This is a genomic window from Thioalkalicoccus limnaeus, from assembly GCF_041197575.1.
Classification (GTDB): domain Bacteria; phylum Pseudomonadota; class Gammaproteobacteria; order Chromatiales; family Chromatiaceae; genus Thioalkalicoccus; species Thioalkalicoccus limnaeus.
This window is the reverse complement of record NZ_JBDKXB010000010.1, coordinates 99,321-122,180: the sequence shown is the minus strand read 5'-3', so window position 1 is coordinate 122,180 and position 22,860 is coordinate 99,321. Positions and strand designations below refer to the sequence as shown.

The window sequence follows — 22,860 nt, the reverse complement described above, 5'->3', positions numbered from 1 at the left end:
ATCCAGGGCCGGCGCCGGCATCGGTTCCAGCTCGAACAGGACCTGCCCGACCGTCACGCTATCGCCGGGCTCCAGTAGCACGCGCCGTAGGTATCCGGCGATCGGCGCCGCGATTACGTAAGGATCGCGCAGTTCCGTTCGCCCTTCGTCCTCGATGAATTCGACGAACGGACCGCGTCGCACCTCGGTCGCACTGACGGAGATCGGCGCCGGAATCAGGGCCACTCCGAGCATGACCAGGATGGCCAGCACGACGGCCAGTGTCGCAAGTCGTTTCGTCCAAGACATTAGCGCTCCTATTCGATGGTCTTCAGCGCAAGGATCATGTCCAAATCCCGCAGACGACGGGCGATCAGCAGCAACGACAGCAGCGAAGCCAGGAGCACACCGGCCGCCGAGAAGGCATAGGTCCAGGTCGTGATGATGAAGGGCACACGAAACATGTCCATCGTCATCGCCTCGTTCAACAGCACGGCAAAACCGGTGCCGACGAGCCAGCCCAGCGGGATCGCCAGCATCGTCAGCAGCGCGATCTCGCCGATCAGCACCCAACCGACCTCGGTTTGCGTCATACCCAGGACGCGCAGCGTCGCCAACTCCCGGACCCGCTCCGAGAAGGTCATACGAGCATTGTTGTAGACCACAGCGAAGGTGATGGATCCGGCCATGACCAACAGGATCCCCATCATCACGAGGACCGTATCGTCCATGTAATCGCGGAATTGCCGTTCGGCGTCGGCGATCACGCCGATGCCGGCCACGCGCGGGACCTCCCAGAGGCGTTCGAACAACCGATCCCGTTCCGCGGCATCGGTGAGCAGCCAGGCGCCCGAAATCGCCGGACCCTCGCCCATCAATCGGTTCAACGCGCGCCGCTCCATGTAGGCACTGACGCCGATCGGTTCATCGACGGTCCCGGCCAGGTCCACTTCCAAGATGCGCCTGTGCCCTTCCATGATCTCGACCTGCACCCGATCGCCGACCTCGAGGTCCAAGTAACCGGCCAGGTAATCCGTCAAGAACAGACCCTCGGGCGGCAGCCGAATCGGGCGCCGGTCGGCATCGAGCAGGCCGCGCAACTGCGGCTCCGGCTCCAGGCCCTCGATACCGGTCCGATAATGACGGGGGCCGTTGATCAAGCGCACCGGAACACGGCGATACCCCTCGACATAGGCGACCCCCGGAAGACCGCGCAACTCCGCCAGCGCCCGCTCCGAGGTCGCTTCGGTGAAGACCAGGTGCGTATCCATCTTCATCACCAGCCGGTACTGGATATCCAGCAGGTGATCGACGGCATTGAATTGATAGCTGCCGAGCAGCAGAAGCCCCCCGGACAGTCCGATCCCGATCATCGACAACAAGGCCTTGAACCGATGGCGCAGGAGGTTGCGCAGGATGATCCGGGTCGGCTGCCCCAGACGAGGCCATAGCGCCGACCCTTCGAGCCAGGATGGACGGAACCGTTCCGGCGCCGGCGGCCGCATCGCTTGCGCCGGCGGCAACCTAACCGCGCCGAACACCGCTCGGCCGGTGCCGAGTGCCGCCGCGCCGGCGGCGACCAGGACAGCGAGCACTACAACGGCTGGCTGGAGGCGAAGGCTCAGCGCCGGAAAACGAAAGTACTCGGTATAGATCACCGCCAGCCCCTCAGCGGCCCAAGCACCGAAACCGACGCCGAGCGCAGCCCCGACCACGACGATCAGGGCCGTCAACAACCCGTAGTGGACCGCCAGATCCCAGCCCGTGTAGCCAAAGGCCTTCAGGATCGCGATCGACTGCCGCTGATTCTGGATGATGCGCCCCATCAACAGGTTCAGCAGGAAGGCGGCAACCGCGAGAAAGATCGCCGGCAGCACCGTCGCCATGACCCGCAACTGATCCAACTCGTCGGACAGGAAGCGGTGCGAGAGCTGATCCTCTCGACCGATCGCGCCAACGCCGCCATAGCGCGCCAGGTACCGATCCAAGGCCTCGATGACCTGGTCCTGATCGGCCCCGGCCTGCAACGAGACCAGCAGGCTGTTGAAGGCGCCATCCATATCCATCGCGTGTCCGAGCGCGCGACGATTCATCCACAAGACCGCGTAGCGCTGGTAATCGGGCAACAGGTCCGCGGGGCCGACCTGATAGACGAACTCGGGCGACAAGGCCACACCGATCACGGTCAACCGCTCCAGCCGCCCATCGATGATCGCCGTCAGCGGCGCGCCGACCCGCAGACCATGGGCCTCGGCGAAGGGGGCGCTGATCACGACCTGATCGGTGCGCTCCGGGTCGGGCAGACCGCCCTCGCGCAGATACAGCTGATTCAACCTCGGTTGACGGCCGTCCGGCAGCGACAGGATCTGCCCACGCACCGGTTCCGGAAAACCCGGGACTTCGAGGCGCATCGGCGCGATCACCCGCGTCTCGACCTGATTGACGCCAGGGATCTCTTGCAGTGACCGGGCAAGGCCCTCGGGCGCTCGCTTGAGATCGGCGAAGACCTGTGCGAAGTGGTGGCTCTCGTAGAATCGCGCCTTGGATAAGGCGAGCGCGTCGAGCGTGGTTACGGACAGGATCAGCACCATGACGCCGGCGCCCAGGACCACGGCGATCGCGGCGACCTGGCCGGCGATCGGCACCAGATCGCGCATCAGCTTCCTGTGCAGGGTGCGCACTAGGCCGGCCCCGTCACCATTGCAGCTCGGCCGGATCGCGCCGGGCCGCGTTGATCTGGATGTCCTGGACTTGGCCGTCGGCGAGGCGGATCACACGGTCGGCCATGTCGCCGATCACGGCATTGTGCGTGATGACCGCGGTCGTCGTACCGAGGTCCCGGTTGACCTGTTGCAAGACTTGCAAGACGCGCACCCCGGTCCGCGAGTCCAGCGCGCCGGTCGGCTCGTCGCAGAGCAGGACCGCCGGCCGCTTGGCGACCGCGCGGGCGATTGCGACCCGCTGCTGCTCGCCGCCGGAGAGTTGCGACGGGAAGTGATCGAGGCGATCGCCGAGACCGACCAGGTCCAGCGCCTCTTCCGGGCGCATCGGAGCGGGGCTGATCTCGGTGACGAGCGCGACGTTCTCGCGTGCGGTCAGGCTCGCGATCAGGTTGTAGAACTGGAAGACGAAGCCGACATGCCGTCGGCGGAAGTCGGTCAGTACCCGGTCGCGCGCACGCGTCAGGTCTTGATCCCGGTAGCGCACCTCGCCACCCGAGGCACGATCGAGCCCGCCGAGGATGTTGAGCAGGGTCGACTTGCCCGAACCGGACGCCCCGAGCATCACCGTCAGTTCGCCGGCATAGAGATCGAGATCGACGCCTCGCAGCGCCTGGATCTCGACCTCCCCCATCAGGTAGATCTTGGTCAGGCCTCGGACGACAAAGACCCGCTCGCGTTCGCAGCGCCGCTCAATGACGCCGGCGCCCAGCCGTGGCTTTAGCCAGTTCATCAAGCATCGGCACGGTATCGTCCCAGCTCACGCACGCATCGGTGATGCTCTGGCCATACACGAGTTCGTGACCCGGTTTCAAGGATTGATTGCCGCCGACCAAGTGGCTTTCGATCATGGCCCCGATGATGCGGCGGTCGCCGCGCCCGATCTGTCCGGCCACATCATGGCACACCTGGATCTGCTTCTCCGGCCTCTTGCGGCTGTTGGCATGACTGAAATCGACCATGATCTTCGGCGTCAGACCGCTGGCGATGATCTCGTCGGCTGCGATGCTGACGCTCTCGGTGTCGTAGTTCGGTCGTTGTCCACCGCGCAGGATGACATGGGTATCCTCGTTGCCGGCGGTCGTGAAGACCGCGGAATGACCCGCCTTGGTCATCGATAGGAAGACATGCGGCCTAGCTGCCGCATGGATCGCGTCGATCGCGACCTTGACGACCCCCTCGGTACCGTTCTTGAAGCCGACGGGACATGAGAGACCGGACGCCAGTTCCCGGTGTCCCTGGCTCTCGGTCGTGCGCGCGCCGATCGCGCCCCAACTGACCAGATCCGCGATATACTGGGGGGTGATCAGATCCAGGAATTCGGTGCCAGCCGGAACGCCGCGCTCGTTCAGATCGAGCAACAAGCGCCGCGCCAGACGCAACCCCTTGTCGATCTCGAAACGCCCATCGAGCGTCGGATCGTTGATCAAACCCTTCCAGCCGACGGTCGTGCGCGGCTTCTCGAAATAGACGCGCATCAGGATCAACAGATCCTCGGACAGGGCCTCGCGGATCGGGCGCAGCCGATCGGCATACTCGTAGGCGGCTTCTGGATCATGCACCGAGCAGGGGCCGACGACGACCAGCAAGCGATCGTCTTCGCCGTGCAGAATCCGTTTGATCTCTCGACGGGTATGGAAGACCGTGGCGGCCGCCGCCTCGGTGATGGGCATCTCTTCGGCGAGGTCCCTCGGCATGATCACCTGCCTGATCTCGCGGATACGCAGGTCGTCAGTGGCGTAGGTCATAGCGGGTCGCGGCTCGTTCGCAAATTCGGCATTATACGGGAATACCCGTCGTCCGACGCGACTCGCCGCACCCGCGTGCGCGCCGCATCAGGCATCGCCATCGAAGAGACTTGGTACTAGAGCCATGAAAGCAAACAAGATCTATGCGGGGATCGATCAGGAGACCCCCGGCACCATCACCCCGACCGGCAACATCGTCCGCGACGCCTGGGTCTTCGGGCTGATCCCGGAGACCGAGACCTGCGCCGGCTGGACCCTTCAGGGCATCGACCAGCTCTACGACCGGGTCACCGCTGCGTGGGCGCCCTACGGACACCTCGCCTCGCGGTTACCGCCCGAGTTGCGGGAACGGCATGCCCGGATCTACGCCGAGGCGGTCGCCCGCGCCCGCGCGCACGGCTGGAACCCGGAGCTCGGCGACAGCGACTGACGAGCCGGCCAGCCGACCCGGGGATTCACCCGGGTGCGCTTCGGACGCCGCCGGTCCGGCCGGTCTCGTTCGTCGCAACGGGCAAGCCTGTACGACCCGTCAGTCGGCGCTGTGCAGCAGGGTTCCGCGCTGGTCGAGGACCTCGACCCTGATCGGGATGCCGTCGCGGATGCTCGCACTGACCACGCAGAAATCCTCGAACAGTTCCTTGCACCGATTGAAGCGGGCGGACTCGGCGAGTTCGTCGCTGACGATCAGCCGGACCTCCATCCCGCCGATCCGCAAGCGCTTCTTGTCGTTGCGAATCAGGATGCAGGTCGCTTCGGTCCTGAGGCTGTTGGCCGGCGGCTCTTCCTTCGCCAGGCAATAGAGCAGACTCGCCGACAGGCAATTCGCGGCCGCCGCGGCCAGGAGCCGCGAGGCATTCGGGCCGGCCGTCTCACCAAGCGGCGGCGGCTCGTCCATCAGCAGATCCGCAGCCTTACGCCAGTCGAACCGCACGAGGATCTGGTAATCCTCCTGCTGCTCCAGATGGATCGTGAAGCGGCCTTCTTCGGACATGGTATTCCCTCGTTGTCGGGCGATTGACGGAATCAGCCGCGAACCACCGGCGCCGCGCGGTCCGACCAGGGTACCTGGGTCTTCGGATCCCGCGCGCGGCGGATCGCGGCTGAACGAAAGGAACCTGGCGCATCGGCCCACTCGAGCCAATCGCCGGACGGGATCAAGGGCCGATGTCGCACCATGCCCCGGTAGCAATAGACCCAGGATTGCCCCCAAGGTGATGGGATCAGGATCCGCGAATAGAGCCGCGGATAGTCCTCCAGCCGGTCCAGGTAACGCAGGGTTCGGGCATTGACCAGGTAGATCTCGCCGCACACCGGCGTGGCCCCGCCCCGAACCAAGCCTGGATAGGCGCCCAGGTCGTACAACGAAAAGCAAGGGTCGGTCCGGTGTTCCCCGAGTAGCGGGTGGCCGGAGAGACGACGATGATTGACCTGGCCCCGGCGCAGCGTGCCATAGACGAAAACACGGTGTTCCATCGACCGGCTCAAGGCTCGATTCGGCTACCGAGCCGCGTCAGGAACTGGCGCATCCACTCGGGATGTGCCGGCCACGCCGGCGCCGTCACCAGATTGCCGTCGGTGCAGGCATTCGCATAGCTGGCACCGACCTCGTGCCAGGTCCCGCCGGCCGCCTCGATCTCCGGCTGGACGGACGGGTACGCGGTGCAGACACGTCCCTTCAAGACCCCGGCGGCGACCAGGATCTGCTGCCCATGGCAGATCGAGGCGATCGGCTTGTTGGCCTGCGCGAAGTGACGCACCATCGCCAGCAGGCGCCGATTCAACCTCAGGTACTCGGGGGCGCGCCCGCCGGGGATCACCAAGGCGTCGTAGGTCGTTTCGTCGACGGCATCGAAATCGGCGGTGATCGCGAAATTATGACCCGGCTTCTCGCTGTAGGTCTGATCCCCTTCGAAGTCGTGCACGGCGGTCCGCACCGTCTCGCCGGGCTTCTTGCCGGGACACACCACGTCGACCTTGTGACCAACCATGACGAGGATCTGAAAGGGCACCATCGCCTCGTAATCCTCGACATAGTCACCCGCCAACATCAGGATCTTCTTCACGGCCATTGCTGCAAATCCTCAGGGGTCTCACCAATTTCCACGAGCGAGGCGGGCGGCACGCGCCGCCCGCCGACCGGGCGGCTGCTATCAAGCAGCGCCCTGTTGCGCCATCACCGCGTGGGCCGCGGCCAGGCGCGCCACCGGCACACGTGGCCCCGAGCACGAGACATAGTCGAGCCCCGCCTCATGGCAGAAGGCGATCGACGACGGGTGACCGCCATGTTCGCCACAGATGCTGATCGGCATGTCCGGGCGGGTTGTCCGGCCCCACTCGACGGCCAGTTTCATCAGCTTGCCGACACCCTTGACGTCGAGCACCTCGAACGGGTTGTCGTGCAGGATCGTCGACTGATTGTACAGCGGCAGGAACTTGTTCTCGGCGTCCTCGCGCGAGAACGAGAAGGTCGCCTGCGTCAGGTCATTGGTCCCGAACGAGAAGAACTCGGCCACCTCGGCCAGCGACTCGGCGCGCATGCACGCCCGCACGACCTCGATCATGGTGCCGAACTTGAACGGAACCGGATGGCCGTAACGCTGCTGTATCTCTTCGTGGATGGTGTCGACGTAGCTCTTGACCTTCTTCAGCTCCTCGACCGTACAGACCTGCGGCACCATCATCTGCGGATGCACCTCGATCCCCCTGCGACCGCATTCGGCGGCGGCCTCGAGGATCGCGCGGATCTGCATCTGGTAGATCTCGGGGAAGGTGATCCCGAGCCGAACGCCGCGGTGACCGAGCATCGGGTTGGTCTCGTAGAGCACGCGGACCTTGCGCAGCATCGTCTCCTTCTTCGCGATCGCCTCCTCGACCAGCGCCGGGTCGACCATCCGGCGCATCGTGTCGAGCTCGACGCGGGCGCGGTCGGACGCATGGATCAGGCTCATGGTACCGGCAAGCACGACCATGCCGCGGGTGGTCTCCCCGAGCCGGTGAAGCTCGGCCAGCTCGCGCTCCAACTGGTGCTCGTCGGGCAGGAACTCGTGGATCGGCGGATCGAGCAGGCGAATCGTCACCGGGTTCGGCGACATGACCTCGAACAGCTCGCGGAAATCGGCCCGCTGCAGCGGCAACAAAAGATCGAGCGCCGCCTGACGCTGCTCTGGCGTGTCGGCCACGATCATCTCGATCACGATCGGCAACCGCGCCGGGTCGTTGAACATCCGTTCGGTCCGCGCCAAACCGATCCCGCGGGCACCGTACTTGAGCGCGCGACGCGCATCGTCGGGCGTGTCGGCGTTGGCCAGGACCTTGAGCCGGGCCACCTCGTCAGCCCACGACAGCAGCGTGTTGAGTTCCGGCGTGAAGTCCGGTTCGACGGTCGGGATGGCCCCGAGATAGACCTTGCCGGTGGTGCCGTCGATCGTGATCACCTGGCCCTCGCGGAAGCTGGACTCGCCGACGTAGGCCTCGCGGCGATTGACATCGACGACGATGCCCTCGGCGCCAGCGACACAGGGTTTGCCCATGCCCCGGGCAACGACGGCCGCGTGCGAGGTCTTGCCGCCGCGCGACGTCAGGATGCCCTCGGACGCGAAGAAACCGTGGATGTCCTCGGGCTTGGTCTCTTCGCGGACCAGGATCACCTTCTGGCCAAGCTCCTTGCCCATCTGCTCGGCGCGATCGGCGTCGAACACCGCGATGCCCGACGCCGCGCCCGGCGAGGCCGGAAGGCCCTGCGCGACGGCCTCGGCACGGATGGTCGGGTCGAGTCGCGGGAACAACATCTGCTCGAGCAGATCCGGCTTGATCCGCAGCAGCGCCTCCTGCTTCGAGATCAGCCCCTCGCGCTCCATCTCGACCGAGGTACGCACCATCGCCTGGGCGTTCATCTTGCCGTTACGGGTCTGCAGGCAATAGAGCTGGCCGCGCTCGATCGTGAACTCGAAATCCTGGATCTCCCGGTAATGGCTTTCGAGCTTGTCGCGCAGTTCATCGAGCTGACGGGCCATCTCCGGCATCTCGTTCTTGAGCCGGTCGATCGGCTTGGGCGTGCGGATGCCGGCGACAACGTCCTCGCCTTGGGCATTGGTCAGATACTCGCCGAACAGTTTGTTCTCGCCGTTCGCTGGATTGCGCGTGAAGGCCACGCCGGTGCCCGAATCATTGCCCCGGTTACCGAAGACCATGGTCACGACATTGACCGCGGTGCCGTGGGCCATGTCGGTCGTGATATTGAACTGGCGCCGATAATCGACCGCGCGCTTGCCCATCCAGGAGTTGAACACGGCCTTGATCGCGATCTCGAGCTGATCGAACGGGTCTTCGGGGAAGGGTTTGCCGGTGTGGGCCTCGATGACCTTCAGGAAACGCTCGCTGATCTCCTCGAGATCGGCGGCCGACAGACCGACGTCGTCCTTGACATGGGCCTGCTCCTTGACGGCCTCGAACTCGGCGTCGAACAGGCTGTCGGCAACGCCTAGGGCAACCTTGCCGAAGAGCTGAATGAACCGGCGGTAGGCGTCATACCCGAAGCGCGGGTCGCCGGTCTGGCGGATCAAGCCCTGCAAGGTCGCCGTGTTGAGCCCGAGGTTCAGGATGGTGTCCATCATGCCCGGCATCGACATCGCCGAGCCGGATCGGACCGAGACCAACAGCGGGTCCTCCGGATTGCCGAAGCCCTTGCCGGTCTTGACCTCGAGCGCCTTCATCTGCGCATGGACCTCGTCGATCAGCCCAGCTGGCAGCGCGCGGGTCGGCGAGTCGAGGTACTCGAGGCAGGCCGCCGTCGAGATCACGAAACCGGGTGGCACGTTCAGGCCGATCTGCGTCATCTCGCAGAGATTCGCCCCCTTTCCGCCAAGCAGTTTCTTGTCCTTGCCGTTGCCTTCCTCGAAGGCGAAGACATGCTTCGTCGCATAGGTTGCTGTATCCACGCTCGGGTATACCTCTGTCGGTTGAGTTGCGCTAACTGGTAAGAAGGTCATGAATGGGGGGTCGGGAAATGGGGTTTCGCCGAGCCGATCGGGATCGGTGCGCATCACGCTGGGTCTGGCTGCTAGCCACGGATGCACACGGATCGACACGGATTCTTGCATTCACTGAGGGTCTTGTTCTGATCCGTGACTGAGTTCAACGATCCCATCAAGGCTATTGCGAACGAGACCACGGCCATGGCCAACCGGCCCCGCCAGCCTTGTTCAAAGGCTTATTATCTCTAAGGATTTTGCGCCTTTAGATCGAGCTGGCGGCGATGAGTTCCGGCAACCGGCCCGACTCGCAATGGTAACCCGATCGCGGCTTTCGGCAATGGATAAAATTGACAGAAGGCGACCTTCTTGAGGCACATCAAAATGGCGACCGATCGCGCCGCTCCTCGGTCAGCCCAGTCCGTACCCGTCATATCAGGGTTCGCCTTGGTCGCTGGGCGGCGCAAGAAATCGCCCGCTGACGCATGGGGGATCGGCACGCCCGAAACGCGGCGTTTCGGACACCAGTCAATGCAGCCGTCGGTTATACTTGAGTGTTTTTACTGGATCCGCTTCCGAACGAGCCACCGCAACCATGCTGGATAAGAACTACGACCCCCAGACGCTGGAACGTAAATGGTACGAAGCCTGGGAGTCCCGGGGCTACTTTGCCCCGGCCGGCGGCGAACCATCGCAAACCGGGACCTACTGCATCATGATCCCGCCGCCGAACGTCACCGGCAGCCTGCACATGGGCCATGGGTTCAACAACACCATCATGGACGCACTGATCCGTTACCACCGGATGTGCGGCAAGCGAACCCTGTGGCAACCCGGCACCGATCACGCCGGGATCGCGACCCAGATGGTCGTCGAGCGCCAGCTCGAGGCCGAGGGCCGCACCCGCCACGATCTGGGCCGCGAGGCCTTCATCGAGCGGGTTTGGACCTGGAAGGGCGAGTCCGGCGGCACCATCACGCGCCAGCTGCGGCGCCTGGGTTCGTCGCTCGACTGGGAACACGAACGCTTCACGATGGATGAGGGACTGTCCGAGGCGGTGCGCGAGGTCTTCGTGCGCCTCTACGAGAAGGGGCTGATCTACCGCGGCAAGCGGCTCGTGAACTGGGACCCGGTCCTGCACACGGCGGTCTCGGATCTCGAGGTCCTGTCCGAGGAAGAGGCGGGCCAGATGTGGGAGATGCGCTACCCACTGACCAATGGCACCGGCCATCTGGTCGTCGCGACGACGCGCCCGGAGACCTTGCTCGGCGACTGCGCGGTGGCCGTCAATCCGCACGACGAACGCTATCGACATCTGATCGGAGAGTTCGTCGCCCTGCCGCTGACCGGGCGGCGAATCCCGATCATCGCCGACGACTACGCCGACCCCGAGTTCGGCACCGGCTGCGTCAAGATCACGCCCGCCCATGACTTCAACGACTACCAGGTGTGGCTCCGCCACCGCGACGAAAGCTCGATCGCCGATCAGCCGCACGGCGGCCTGATCAATATCTTCACGCCGGACGCCTGCCTGCGCGCTAATCAGATCGAGGACGGCGATCTGATTCCAACGGCCTACGTCGGATTGGATCGGTTCGCCGCGCGCCAGCGGATCGTCGCCGATCTCGAGGCCCAGGGGCTGTTGGCGTCGGTCAAGGACCATCGCCTGATGGTGCCGCGCGGCGACCGCTCCGGCGCCATCATCGAGCCCTACTTGACCGACCAGTGGTATGTGCGCGTCGGCCCCTTGGCCGGTCCCGCGATCGCCGCGGTCGAGGACGGCCGCATCCGTTTCGTGCCGGACAACTGGAAGAACACCTATTTCGACTGGATGCGCAACATCCAGGACTGGTGCATCTCCCGGCAGATCTGGTGGGGCCATCGCATCCCGGCCTGGTATGACGAACAGGGCAATGTCTACGTCGGGCGCAGCGAGGACGCGATCCGCACCCGCCACGGCCTCGGACCCGATGTCGCATTGACCCAGGATCCAGATGTCCTCGACACCTGGTTCAGTTCGGCGCTCTGGCCCTTCAGTACGCTCGGTTGGCCGCAGCCGACCGACCGCTTGCGCGATTTCTATCCGTCGTCGGTGCTGGTCACCGGCTTCGACATCATCTTCTTCTGGGTCGCCCGGATGATCATGATGGGGCTCGAGTTCGCCGGCGACGTGCCCTTCCGCGACGTCTACATCCACGGCCTGGTGCGCGATGCCCACGGCGACAAGATGTCGAAATCCAAGGGCAACGTGCTCGACCCGATCGACCTGATCGACGGCATCGGCCTCGAGGCCCTCGTCGAGAAACGCACGCGCGGCCTGATGCAACCGCACCTCGCGGAGCGCATCGCCGTGCAGACCCGCCAGGACTTCCCGAATGGCATCCCGGCCTTCGGCACCGACGCGCTGCGTTTCACCTTCGCGGCGCTCGCGACGACCGGCCGCGACATCAAGTTCGACCTGAACCGCATCGAGGGCTACCGCAACTTCTGCAACAAGTTGTGGAATGCGTCGCGCTACGTGCTGATGAATCTCGCCGACGCGCCCCCGGCCGACGACGCGCCGATGACCTTAAGCGCCGCCGACCGCTGGATTCGCGACCGGCTGAACACGACCGTCGCCAGCGTCCACGAGGCGCTCGCGGCCTACCGTTTCGATCTGGCCGCGCAGGCCATCTACGAATTCACATGGAATCAGTTCTGCGACTGGTACCTGGAGCTGTGCAAACCGGTCTTGACCGCCGCCGACGCCCCGGCGGCCGCGAAACTCGGCACCCGCGCGACGCTGGCCGGGACGCTCGAGACCCTGCTGCGGCTCGCGCATCCCATCATGCCCTTCATCACCGAGGAGATCTGGCAGAAGCTCAAACCGCTCGCCGGCGTCAACGGCGACACCATCATGATGGCCCCCTACCCGGTCGTCGACCCGAGCGCGACTGATCCGGACGCGTGCCGCGAGATCGAGTGGGTGCAACAGTTCATCCTCGGCGTGCGCCGCATCAAGGGCGAGATGAACATCCCGCCGGCCCGTCCGCTGCCGGTCTTGATCGCGAACGCGAGCGACCAGGACCGCGCCTGGCTCATCGCTGCCCGCCCCTATCTGGATTTCCTCGCGCGCACCGCGTCCGTGACCCTGCTCGCCGATGACGAGCGCGCGCCCGAATCGGCGATCGCGCTGGTCGGCGACATGCGGATCCTGATCCCGATGGCCGGACTGATCGACAAGGACGCCGAACTCAAGCGTCTTGCCAAGGAGATCGCGCGGATCGAGGCCGATCTGACCGGCATCGAGCAGAAACTCGCCAACCCGAACTTCGTCGACCGGGCACCGGCCGCCGTCGTCGCCAAGGAACGCGAGCGGCTCGCGAGCCAGGGCGCCGCGCTGGCCAGGCTGCAAGAGCAGGCGGCGCGCATCGGCGCGCTCTGAGCGACACCTGAGCAACCGATGGGCGCTCCCGGACCCGGCCGATGATCACCGACCCCGTGCAGCGTGAACGCTTGATCGAGCGGTTCGCGTTCCTGCGACAGGCCGCACCGGCTTTTCGCGACGACTTCTTCGGTGGCGTCTCGCTCGCGACGCTGCCCGCCGGGCAACTGATCTGCCGTGACGGGGCCCAGTGCTCGCATCTGCCACTCGTCATCGAGGGCACTGGGCGGATCTACAAGGTCGGCGAAAACGGCCGCGAGATCACCCTGTACCGAATCGCCGCCGGCGAGAGCTGCGTCCTGACCGCCTCGTGCCTGCTCGGGCAGCGCCTGTTTCCGGCCTTCGCCGAATGCGAGACGCCGGTCGTCGCGGCGCTCGTCAGCGCCGGTCAGGTCGGGCGTTGGATCGGCGATTGCGGACCATGGCGTCAGTTCATCTTCGCGCTGATCGCCGATCGGCTCGACGAGATCTTCGGTGTCATCGACGCCGTGCTCTTCCAGCGGCTCGATCAGCGCCTTGCCGCCTTCCTACTGCGCCGCGCCGAAGACCAGCCGAAAACGGCCAGCATCGCGATCACGCACCAGGAACTGGCGGTCGAGATCGGCTCGTCACGCGAGGTCGTGACGCGGCTCCTCAAAGACCTCGAGGGCGCCAGCCTGGTCCGCACCAGCCGCGGCCGTATCGATCTGCTCGACCGCCCGGCGCTGGAAGCCAAGGCCCGCGCCGGCAACCCAGGCGGTCCAGCGTGATAAAGTCACAGACGACGGACGGCCGGAGGGCTAGACTGACCGGGTCATCATGTAACGACCGGCGCTGAGTGCCGGCCTGAAACCAACCGGAGAGACCACTATGGACTTCACGAAAAACATGGGCAGCACCGACCGCACCATCCGCCTGGTCGTCGGCATCGGCTTCATCGCCTGGGCCTTTTACGCCTCGAGCTGGATCCTCGGCATCATCGGCGTCGTCCTGCTCGCCACCTCGGCAATGGCCTGGTGCCCGGCCTACCTGCCGCTGAAGATGAACACCAACAAGGGCAAGTGACGAAAGTGGCGGATGCGCAGCAACCAGCGCATCCGCACCCTTTCGTTCGGCCGCCCCCCGCGAGACCAGACGAAGGTGCATGTAGGTGCGGCTTCAGCCGCATAGGCGCACCGGATGCCACGCAATTGCTGCGCGTGCGGCTGAAGCCGCACCTACAGCCGACCACATCCGAGAGGGGCAGTCACGGATCGCCCGGTGACGGGTGACGGCGGCCGCGTGACCTGATCGTGCCTCGTCGGCCAGAGGGGGAGAACCACGACCGAATCGGTCCTGGTTCCAGCCATCCGCTGGCGCGTCAATGCTCCTTGTGCGAAGCGGACGTGATCCGGTCGAGAACCCCCATCAACAGGGCCGAGATGACGAAGGTCAAGTGCAGGACCACGTACCATAGGATCTTGTCGTTCGGGATCTCGGCCGCGTTCATGAAGACCTTGAGCAGATGAATCGACGAGATGGCGACGATCGAGGCCGCAACCTTGAGCTTCAGGCTTCCGGCGTCGAGCTTGCCCATCCAGCCGATCTCCTTGTCTTTGCCCTCGACGTCGATCCGCGAGACGAAGTTCTCGTAGCCCGAGAACATCACCATGATGACCAGACTGGCGACCAGGACCAGATCGATCATCGCGAGCACCATCAGCACGACATCCGTTTCCTTCATGACCCAGATATGGCCCAGGACATGATAGGCCTCCTGAAAGAACTTGATGCCCAGTGCGACCAGCACCAGCGACAAGCCAAGATAGATCGGGGCCAGGATCCAGCGGCTGGCGAACAGCAGCCTCTCGATTAGACGCTCCACGACAAGGCACCTCGGAGAAGGATACGAAAAGGGGAAGGCCGCCCGCCGGATAGCCCGTGCGCCGCGGGCTCCGCCGAGCAGCGGGAGTCGAATCGAACTCGGGGAGGCAGGAGGTCTCCCGCCGAAAGGATCGAGAAGGGGGCCAAGAAGCGGCCTGCTCGCCGTTATTGGAAGAAACGGCAGCGTTTATTGGTGCCCAGGGGCGGAATCGAACCACCGACACGAGGATTTTCAGTCCTCTGCTCTACCAACTGAGCTACCTGGGCCTCGGCTTCGCCGACGCTGCTTCGTATGCGCCGCGAAGCGCATAATTAGAGCGGTTTTTCCGCTCAGCGTCAAGCCTGTGGCGGCCTGTAATCCGGCGGTAGATCCGATCCGGGGCCGAAGAAGAAGTTGTGCATCTGCTCTTCGAGGAAACGGCGCGCCTTCGGATCCATCGGGGTCAAGCGGTTCTCGTTGATCAGCATCGTCTGATGCCTGAGCCATTCGGACCAGGCTTGCTTGGAGACCTGATCGAAGATGCGCCGACCAAGATCCCCCGGGTACGGCGGCCGGTCGAGACCCTCGGCCTCGTGCCCGAGCTTGACGCATTGAACCGTTCGGCTCATCGGTGTGCTCCTCGTTCGTTATCGACAGATGGTTCGGCGGGATCACGAATCGCGGACCAGTCGGCGAGGATCCGGGCAATCGGGGCCGCGAGCCCGAGGCGCGGTGGATCGAGCGGATCGTACCAACCATAGCGATCGTCATCGGCCAGGGTCGCCGGCTCGTCACGCAAGACCGTCAGCAATGGACGAATCTCGAGACGAAAGTGCGAGAAGTCATGGTAGCGCGTCGCACCCGTTTCAACCAGCGCGATGCCAACCCCGAGCCGCGTTCGGCACCAGAGGTCCGGATCCACGCCGGGCTCGGCCTCCGGCAGGCTCCAAAGGCCGCCCCACAGGCCAATCGGGGGGCGCCGTTCGAGCAGGATTCGGCCCCCGGGATCACGGATGACCAGCAGCTGACAGGACCGGCCCGGGCGTGACCGGCGCGGCTTCGGCATCGGGAAGGTGGTCGGCTGCCCTAGGAGCCGCGCCCGACACCGATCGGCCAACGGACAGAGATCACAGGCCGGAGCGCTCCGGGTGCAGACGGTTGCGCCAAGATCCATGATCCCCTGGTTATAGGCCGCGACCCGGCGCGACGGCGTGCCGGCCTCGGCGAGCGCCCACAGGCGATCGAGCACCGGGCGCCGGCCCGGCCATCCGGGGACGGCGAAACAACGCGCCAGAACCCGTTTGACATTACCATCGAGGATCGGATGACGCTGGCCCAGGGCCAACGACAGGATGGCCCCGGCCGTCGAGCGACCGACGCCCGGCAGGGCCTGCACGAGGTCCAGATCCTCGGGGAATGCGCTGCCCTGTTCGTCGCGAAGCCATCGTGCGGCCCGGTGCAGATTGCGCGCCCGCGCGTAGTAACCGAGACCGGACCACAGATGCAGCACCTCGTCGAGCGGCGCGGCGGCCAGCTCCGCGAGCGTCGGGAAACGCGCCATGAAACGGTCGAAATAGGGGATCACGACCGCGACCTGGGTCTGCTGCAGCATGATCTCGGAGACCCAGACGCGATAGGGTGTCGCCGGACGCTGCCAGGGCAGATCCGTCCGGCCATGCCGATCGAACCAGGCCAGCAGCGGCGCGGCGAGCTCCTCCGGCGTCCAGCCGCGTGCCGCGGCCGAATCCGAGTCGGCGGGTCGGCGATCCATCCGGGTCAGCGCCCGATCAGGTCGCGCAGCCCACGCTCGAGGCCGTCGAGACGCAGACGCCCCTCGAGGTCCTTTAGCAGATCGCCGCCGCGCTCGTCGAGCCGCCGGCGGGCGATCTCCCGCACGACCGGGGCCAAATCGACCGACCAGGCCGGGTCCATCACGGATCCGCGCACACGAATCGGCACGGGGATCCCGGCCAACTCGGTGAGCCGCGACCCGGCCGGCGGATCGACGAGGACCGCCTCGAGCCGGTAATCGATCCGCTCGGCCACCAGATCGAGTCGACCGCGACCGGTGACGTCGAGGTGATCGGCATGCGCGACGAGATCCTGATTCGTCAGCAGGCCATCCTGGATCCGACCGCTCGCCGTGAGCTCTCGAAACAGCGTCCGTGGCTCGTCGGGCACCGGCACGGCGCGACCCTCGAACCGCGCCCGGGCATCGGCGATCAAGCCGATCACATCGATGCCCTGCAAGGCCCCGTCGCGCACGGCGAATGCGACCTCGCCGTTGAGCGTCGAGCGGATCAGCGCCGCCGTGTCGCCGGCCGCGGTCAGGTCGGCGCTCAAGTCCCCGGTGCCCGCGAGCCAGCCGGTGCCGGCCAGATCAGCGATCAGGGGACCGATTTGGAGCCCGTTCCCATCGACACGCAGCGCGAGCTTCGGCGGCCCGTCGCGGACATCGATCGCCAACCGACCCGCCAAACGCCCGCCATAGAAGTGATCGAGGCGCGGCACCAGCTGCAAGACCCCATCGCGGCCGGTCAATTCCAGCTCGGCGGGGGCCAACCGCAATCCAGCCAGCCGCCAATCCGCAACCGTGAAACGGCCGGAGATCGCCGGATCCGCCGCGGGTAACGGCGTCGCCGGCATCATCGGTGGCCATTCGATCTCGATGTGCCCGTCGAGCCGCCCGATCAGCGGCATCGCGCCGGCCGGATCCGACAGATCCCGAACGGTGCCGACCAGGTCGTCGAACCGATAGAGGCCAAGCGCCCGTTGGGCCGTCACAGTCGCGTCCAGTTCCAGCGCCACACCCTCGGCCGTCGTCGGCGGGTCGAGCCGCAGATGCCAGGGATCCGGACCTGTCCAACTTCCGAAGGCATCGAAGGTCAGGGTTCCCTGCCCCGTGAGGCGCCGCCACGGGGTCGGCGGCGATTCGATCAGCGCCTGCTGCAGGCGCCAACCGACACGCGCCCCGGGCGCCGGCGGAGCGGCGAGCGTCAACGAAACCTCGGTGACCTGCCCGGCTCCGCCCGAGGCGCGATCACGCCAGTCGATCAGCCCCTCGTAGACCGCAAGATAAGGGTCGTCACCAGCCCCGGCCCGCACGGGTGGGATCCCGGCGAACCCCAGCCACCCGGTATGGGGCCGAGCGACCCCAACACCCGGGGCGTGCGATGATCCGCCCCAGCCCAATTCCAGAAGGTCATCCCAATTGCCGTAGCCGGCCTCGTCGCGCTCCAGATAGACACGCACGCCATCGATTCGCACGGCGATCACCTCGATCTGCCCGCGCAGCAGGGATCGAGCCCGGATGCGCAGATCGACCAGGTCCATCTCGGCGAAGGGGCCATCACCGAAGCCGGGTGGATTGCCCAGCACCGCCTCGCGCACCGCGACCCCGATGCCGGGCCAGACCCGCACCGAGACCCCGCCGCCGATGGTCAGCTCGCGGCCGGTCTCGGTCATGACCCAGTCGCCCACGAGCGCGCTCAACTGATCGCGACCGAACGGTGACCAGAGCCAGCCGGCGGAAAGGATCAGCAAGACGAACGGGATCGACAGGATCAGCGATCTTTTGGCGGTCTTCGTCATGTCAGGGATACCGGGACAATGCGCACCGACCCGACGCGGGCCAGGTCAGCGACAGGAGCGGGACATCCGCCGATCGAACGACGGCAACGAGAAGTAGGGCGCAGTCTCGAACAGGACGCGGACGGGATCGGCGGAGGCCGTGGAGCGCATTGGAGCGGGTGATGGGAATCGAACCCACGCCATCAGCTTGGGAAGCTGAGGTTCTACCATTGAACTACACCCGCGCTGCTCGCTAGTTTAGTGGCTCCGACCCGACTGGTGCAAGGGTCGGTCGTCGCCCGCGCGGATCCACGCACTGGACCGGCGTCAGGCTTCCATCCGGTAAAGCCGCTCGATCTGTTCGGCGTGGTACCTGAGCACCTCGTTGCGCTTGACCTTCATCGTCGGCGTCAGCATCCCGTTCTCGACCGACCAAGGCTCGAGCGACAAGACGACACGACGGATCTTCGCGTAACCGGGGAAATCCCGCAGCGCATCGCGCAACCGCTTTAGCATATCGCGGATCAGCGCGGGATCCTCGAGGCTCTCGGTCGCCGCCGGATTGAGAGCGTATTCGCGCGCGAGTCCGGCCCAGAGATCGGCATTGAGCACCAACAAGGCGCTGAGGAAGGAACGCCCCTCGCCGATCACGATGGCCTGTTCGATCAGCGGATCCATCGCGATGGCCATCTCCATGTCGGCCGGCGGCACCTTTTCGCCGTTCGACAGGACCAGGATGTCCTTGATACGGCCCGTGATATAGATGTGACCGCTGTCGATTCGCGCTTGATCGCCGGTGCGCAGCCAGCCGTCCCGATCGAACATGTTCGCGCTCGCGGCATGGTTGTTCCAGTAACCGAGCATGACATTCGGCCCCTTGACCAGGAGCTCGTCGTCGTCGCCGACGCGGACCTGAACGCCGCGCACCGGCACACCGACACCGTCAGGGCGATTGTCATGCAACGGGTTGACACTGACGACGGGGCTGGTCTCGGTGAGCCCGTAGCCCTGGATCAACGGCAGCCCGAGACTGATGAACAGGCGCGCGACATCCTTCGGCAACGGCGCTCCGCCACTGACCGCGAGCCGCAGCTGCCCACCCAGCTTGGCCAGCACGGCGACCGCAACCTTGCGGCGTAGGAACGGCCACAACAGCAACGCCGGATGCCAGCCGCGGCGCCGCTGCCCGTGCTCGAACGCGATCCAACCGACCGCCACCGCCAACCCGAAGAGCGACCGGGCCAATCGGCCGCGCGTGGCGACCTGTTCTTGCACACGTTGGTATATCCGCTCGAAGATGCGCGGCACCGCGATCAGCGCGGTCGGCCGGATCGTTTGCAGATCCTCCGCCAGTTGGGCGATGGAGCGCGCGTAAGCGACGCAGGCACCAGCCATCATCGGCAGATAGTAGCCGCCGGTGCGCTCGAGCATGTGGGACAGCGGCAGGAAGGACAGGAAGACATCCTGCTGATAACAGTCGATGACGGTCAGGCTCGCGTGGGTATTGCTCAGGATATTGCGATGGCTGAGCATCACGCCCTTCGGCCGACCCGTGGTGCCGGAGGTATAGACGATGGTCGCGAGCTCATCCGGCCGCCCCGCGCGCGGCTCGAGACCCATACCGACCGCCGGCAGCCAAGCATCGGCGACCACGACCCGCGGATCGCGACGCGCGACCTCATAGGCCTCGTCACTCGATTCCAACAAGACGACACGAGCCGGATAGGGACGCTCCCCGAGCGCGGCAGCGAGACGCTTCCAGCGAATGACATCCTGAACCATCAGGATCTTGACTGCCGCGTCCTGGAGGATATAGCAGGCGCTCTCCGGGCGATCGTCGGTGTAGAGCGGCACCGTGACCAGGCCCAAAGCCAGCGCCGCCTGATCGAAGATGACCCATTCGGGGCAGTTGCGCAGCACCAACGCGACCCGATCCCCGGCCGCCACCGACTCCCCGGCCAACGCGTCGCGCCAGCGGGCCACCTGCCGCGCCATCTCGTGCCAGGTCAGGGCGCGCCATTCGGCCGCACCCCGGTCATAGTGGCGATAGGCGACGCGCTCCGGAGAACGGTGCACGCGCTGGAGGAACAGACCATCCAGCGTGACGGCCTGTTCGACCGCGATGAGATCCTCCGACCAAAGACTCACGACTCGTTCCTCCAGTTGTCGGTGGGGTCAGCTGCACCGGTAGGCACAAGGCGCCGCGATCATACAATGGCTTGCCGATCCAATCGAGGAACCGCGGCCGAAAGATACGAAAGGACCACCGCCGCACTCCGCCGGGAATCGGATAGAATGCGGCCGACCGGCCCCCGTTTTACGAGGTACCAATGCAGATCGTCATCAATGGCGCACTGACCGAGGTCGCCGAGGACTTGTCGCTCGCGGATTTGATCGAGCATCTCGACCTTGGCGGGCGCCGCCTGGCCATCGAGGTCAACGAAGACCTGGTGCCACGCAGCCAGTTCGGACAGCAGCGCTTGGCCCGAGGTGACCGTGTCGAGATCATCCATGCCGTCGGCGGCGGCTGAACAGCTGGTGGCGCCTCGGGGCGGCCAACACCTCCGCCGGCATCCGTCCGGATGATCGACCACGCCGGGGCTACGAGCGCGAGACGACGATGCAGATCGAACCGATCGAGGTAATCCATTCGCCTCTAACACGCCTGGCCGGGATGCCGGTCCAGCCAGCCTTCGATTGTCCGCAACCGGTCCGCACCGGCTGGCTCGCCGAACCGCGCCAAAACGCCGGGCAGCCGCGGGCGGACGACCGCTTCGTCTGCGAGGAAGGATGATGCCCGCGACTCCCGATGACCACTGGTGGTTCAAGCTGACCGCACCGGTGCGGCTCGCGCTGGAGGGTCGCGTTGGCTGGGAATGCGGCGCCATGCTCGCGGCGAGACCCCTGCTCGATCTGGCCCCGCGCGGCGATGGCCACCCGGTGCTGGTGTTTCCACAGATGTTCGGCGGCGATCTGACGACCCAGCCGCTGCGCGCCTACCTCCAGGGGCTTGGCTATCGCGCCGAACCCTGGCGCCTCGGCGTCAACCCGGGGCCCAGCGACCAACTGCTCGAGGCCTGTCAGGCACGGCTCCAAGAGCTTCATCGCGAACACCGCCGCCGGGTCAGTTTGGTCGGTTGGAGCCTCGGCGGGCTCTATGCCCGTGAGATCGCGAAGGCCTCGCCGGCAGCAGTGCGCCTGGTCATCACGCTCGGCACACCCTTCACCGGCAAGCCGTCACCGGCCGAGATCTGGCAGATGTCCGCGCGTTTGACCGGCGAGCCAATGGGCTTGACCGAGCGCCACGGTCCGTTCGAGCGGACACCGCCGGTGCCGACGACCTCGATCTACAGCCGCAGCGACGGCATCGTGCCCTGGCGGTGCAGCGTCGAGCGGCCCGGACCGACGACTGAAAACATCGAAATCGAATCCAGCCATCTCGGCCTGGCCGTGAACCCGCTCGTACTCTACGCGATCGCGGATCGCTTGGCCCAGCCGGAGGGTGGCTGGCGGCCTTTCGACCGCCGCGGGCCACGGGGCTGGTTTTACGCCGACCCCGAGCGCTGACTCGGTGCCAATCTCCGAAGGCCTAGCGCCGAGATCGGCATGCGCCCTCGCGCGGCCTGGTCGCGACGCGCGGTAGACCGACCCTCGTCAGTTCGGCGGCAAGGTCGCTCGCACCGCCGTCGCTACTAGGCCCCGAGCGCGCCCAGAAAACCCATCAGGACCCGTCGATCCGCTCGATGATCCGACTCACATAGGCCTGCGTCTCGCGGTACGGCGGGATACCGCCATGACGGCTGACCGCGCCCTCGCCGGCGTTATAACCGGCCAACGCAAGTGATACATCGCCGTCGAAGTGATCGAGCAGCCAACTCAGGTAGGCCATGCCGCCACGGATGTTCTGCTCGGGGTCCCAGACATCCCGGACACCGAACCGCGCGGCCGTCGCCGGGATCAACTGCATCAGCCCTTGCGCGTTCTTCGGCGACAGGGCCTTCGGGTTGAAGTTCGATTCGGTCTCGATGACCGCGAGGACCAGTTCCGGATCCAACCGGTAATTCGGCGCCAAGCGGCGCACCAGTTCGGCGATCTCGCCCTGGGCCGGATGGACGCGCTGAGCGATTCGGGCACGGTCCTCGCCGGTCGGGCAGGTCGCGCGGCGCGTCGGCTGGCCGTCACCATCGAGCAGCATCAGCATGTTGCGCGCTCGCCGCTCGCCCTGGTTGGCTGCCTCCCGAAGCCAGGCCGCAGCCAGTGCCGGGTCGCGCTCGAGGCCGCGACCAAAGGCCAGCACCTGCCCGAGATAGAACTTCGCGTCGACAGCCCCCAGTCGAGCGGCCCGGCAATAGAGCCGAACGGCCTTCTCGCTGTCCTGCGCGACGCCGACCCCTCGTTCGTAACGTCGTCCCCAGGCCGTCAGCTCATCGGCATCGGTGGCACTGATGATCTGCTCGAACGCCGGCAGTGATTGAGCCGCACCAATCGCCGGGAACCACAGTAGAAACAGGATCGCGAAAATCCATGACAAGATCGCCCCGTGTCTTGGTCTCATCGTATTCCCATTATCGATTGCACTCGACACTCGATCGCGGCCGCCGAGCGTTGGCGATGACCAGATGAGGCC

At 65.7% G+C, this 22,860-nt stretch carries 20 protein-coding genes, 2 tRNA genes and 1 pseudogene; 7 read left to right on the top strand and 16 right to left on the bottom strand.

The genetic code is table 11. From position 1 onward, the window contains the following. The 4 genes and pseudogenes from ABC977_RS09770 to ABC977_RS09755 all read right to left on the bottom strand — a co-directional run. A pseudogene (locus ABC977_RS09770) lies at positions 1-288 on the bottom strand (efflux transporter periplasmic adaptor subunit); the annotation flags it as partial. Between the two features lie 8 nt (positions 289-296). Then, on the bottom strand, positions 297-2,660 hold the full coding sequence (locus ABC977_RS09765; protein WP_369667065.1) for an ABC transporter permease: 2,364 nt from the start codon (positions 2,658-2,660) through the stop codon (positions 297-299). A 13-nt stretch (positions 2,661-2,673) separates the two neighbouring features. Next, positions 2,674-3,333 carry an ABC transporter ATP-binding protein gene (locus ABC977_RS09760; RefSeq protein ID WP_369667069.1) on the bottom strand — a complete coding sequence of 220 codons (660 nt, stop codon included), beginning with the start codon at positions 3,331-3,333 and terminating at the stop codon, positions 2,674-2,676. A gap of 58 nt (positions 3,334-3,391) precedes the next feature. Continuing rightward, complete coding sequence (locus ABC977_RS09755; protein ID WP_369667064.1) at positions 3,392-4,447, bottom strand: 3-deoxy-7-phosphoheptulonate synthase; 1,056 nt, start codon at positions 4,445-4,447, stop codon at positions 3,392-3,394. A gap of 124 nt (positions 4,448-4,571) precedes the next feature. On the opposite strand from ABC977_RS09755, the gene ABC977_RS09750 reads away from it, so the two are divergent. Further along, complete coding sequence (locus ABC977_RS09750) at positions 4,572-4,877, top strand: hypothetical protein (protein ID WP_369667063.1); 306 nt, start codon at positions 4,572-4,574, stop codon at positions 4,875-4,877. Positions 4,878-4,976: 99 nt separating this feature from the next. Here the strand turns inward: ABC977_RS09750 and ABC977_RS09745 are convergent, their stop codons facing one another. The 4 genes from ABC977_RS09745 to ppdK all read right to left on the bottom strand — a co-directional run bounded on the left by ABC977_RS09745 (position 4,977) and on the right by ppdK (position 9,384). Beyond that, on the bottom strand, positions 4,977-5,438 hold the full coding sequence (locus tag ABC977_RS09745) for an OsmC family protein (protein ID WP_369667062.1): 462 nt from the start codon (positions 5,436-5,438) through the stop codon (positions 4,977-4,979). A gap of 32 nt (positions 5,439-5,470) precedes the next feature. Then, complete coding sequence (locus ABC977_RS09740; protein WP_369667061.1) at positions 5,471-5,920, bottom strand: gamma-glutamylcyclotransferase family protein; 450 nt, start codon at positions 5,918-5,920, stop codon at positions 5,471-5,473. Positions 5,921-5,928: 8 nt separating this feature from the next. Continuing rightward, positions 5,929-6,516 carry a DJ-1/PfpI family protein gene (locus tag ABC977_RS09735; protein WP_369667060.1) on the bottom strand — a complete coding sequence of 196 codons (588 nt, stop codon included), beginning with the start codon at positions 6,514-6,516 and terminating at the stop codon, positions 5,929-5,931. A gap of 81 nt (positions 6,517-6,597) precedes the next feature. Further along, positions 6,598-9,384: a pyruvate, phosphate dikinase gene (ppdK, locus tag ABC977_RS09730; protein ID WP_369667059.1), complete on the bottom strand. Its 2,787-nt coding sequence runs from the start codon at positions 9,382-9,384 to the stop codon at positions 6,598-6,600. Between the two features lie 628 nt (positions 9,385-10,012). On the opposite strand from ppdK, the gene ABC977_RS09725 reads away from it, so the two are divergent. From ABC977_RS09725 to ABC977_RS09715, 3 genes are all read left to right on the top strand, one after another. Next, positions 10,013-12,841: a valine--tRNA ligase gene (locus ABC977_RS09725; RefSeq protein ID WP_369667058.1), complete on the top strand. Its 2,829-nt coding sequence runs from the start codon at positions 10,013-10,015 to the stop codon at positions 12,839-12,841. Between the two features lie 41 nt (positions 12,842-12,882). Then, positions 12,883-13,590, top strand: a complete 708-nt coding sequence (locus ABC977_RS09720; RefSeq protein WP_369667057.1) for a Crp/Fnr family transcriptional regulator — start codon at positions 12,883-12,885, stop codon at positions 13,588-13,590. 100 nt (positions 13,591-13,690) lie between these two features. Next, the gene (locus ABC977_RS09715) at positions 13,691-13,885 is read left to right on the top strand and encodes a YgaP family membrane protein (RefSeq protein WP_369667056.1); all 195 of its coding nucleotides are present in this window, start codon (positions 13,691-13,693) and stop codon (positions 13,883-13,885) included. A gap of 295 nt (positions 13,886-14,180) precedes the next feature. Here the strand turns inward: ABC977_RS09715 and ABC977_RS09710 are convergent, their stop codons facing one another. The 7 genes from ABC977_RS09710 to ABC977_RS09680 form a co-directional block, all read right to left on the bottom strand. After that, positions 14,181-14,684: a TIGR00645 family protein gene (locus tag ABC977_RS09710; protein ID WP_369667055.1), complete on the bottom strand. Its 504-nt coding sequence runs from the start codon at positions 14,682-14,684 to the stop codon at positions 14,181-14,183. Between the two features lie 190 nt (positions 14,685-14,874). After that, positions 14,875-14,950: transfer RNA gene (locus ABC977_RS09705), tRNA-Phe, on the bottom strand. A gap of 69 nt (positions 14,951-15,019) precedes the next feature. Beyond that, positions 15,020-15,292 carry an oxidative damage protection protein gene (locus tag ABC977_RS09700; RefSeq protein WP_369667054.1) on the bottom strand — a complete coding sequence of 91 codons (273 nt, stop codon included), beginning with the start codon at positions 15,290-15,292 and terminating at the stop codon, positions 15,020-15,022. Further along, entirely contained in the window at positions 15,289-16,434 is a 1,146-nt protein-coding gene (gene mutY, locus ABC977_RS09695) for an A/G-specific adenine glycosylase (RefSeq protein ID WP_369667053.1), read from the bottom strand. The genes ABC977_RS09700 and mutY overlap by 4 nt, the downstream gene beginning before the upstream one ends. A gap of 5 nt (positions 16,435-16,439) precedes the next feature. Further along, the gene (locus tag ABC977_RS09690) at positions 16,440-18,254 is read right to left on the bottom strand and encodes an AsmA family protein (RefSeq protein WP_369667052.1); all 1,815 of its coding nucleotides are present in this window, start codon (positions 18,252-18,254) and stop codon (positions 16,440-16,442) included. A 150-nt stretch (positions 18,255-18,404) separates the two neighbouring features. After that, positions 18,405-18,478, bottom strand: a tRNA-Gly gene (locus ABC977_RS09685). 82 nt (positions 18,479-18,560) lie between these two features. Continuing rightward, positions 18,561-20,381: an AMP-dependent synthetase/ligase gene (locus ABC977_RS09680; protein WP_369667051.1), complete on the bottom strand. Its 1,821-nt coding sequence runs from the start codon at positions 20,379-20,381 to the stop codon at positions 18,561-18,563. Between the two features lie 182 nt (positions 20,382-20,563). On the opposite strand from ABC977_RS09680, the gene thiS reads away from it, so the two are divergent. The 3 genes from thiS (at position 20,564) to ABC977_RS09665 (ending at position 21,800) form a co-directional block, all read left to right on the top strand. Next, positions 20,564-20,764 carry a sulfur carrier protein ThiS gene (thiS, locus tag ABC977_RS09675; protein WP_369667050.1) on the top strand — a complete coding sequence of 67 codons (201 nt, stop codon included), beginning with the start codon at positions 20,564-20,566 and terminating at the stop codon, positions 20,762-20,764. A gap of 89 nt (positions 20,765-20,853) precedes the next feature. After that, entirely contained in the window at positions 20,854-21,027 is a 174-nt protein-coding gene (locus ABC977_RS09670) for a hypothetical protein (protein WP_369667049.1), read from the top strand. Then, positions 21,024-21,800 carry an alpha/beta hydrolase gene (locus ABC977_RS09665; RefSeq protein WP_369667048.1) on the top strand — a complete coding sequence of 259 codons (777 nt, stop codon included), beginning with the start codon at positions 21,024-21,026 and terminating at the stop codon, positions 21,798-21,800. Before ABC977_RS09670 ends, ABC977_RS09665 begins: the two co-directional genes overlap by 4 nt. A 154-nt stretch (positions 21,801-21,954) precedes the next feature. Here ABC977_RS09665 and ABC977_RS09660 read toward each other — a convergent pair whose 3' ends face one another. Next, on the bottom strand, positions 21,955-22,788 hold the full coding sequence (locus ABC977_RS09660; protein ID WP_369667047.1) for a transglycosylase SLT domain-containing protein: 834 nt from the start codon (positions 22,786-22,788) through the stop codon (positions 21,955-21,957). Positions 22,789-22,860: the final 72 nt, after the last annotated feature.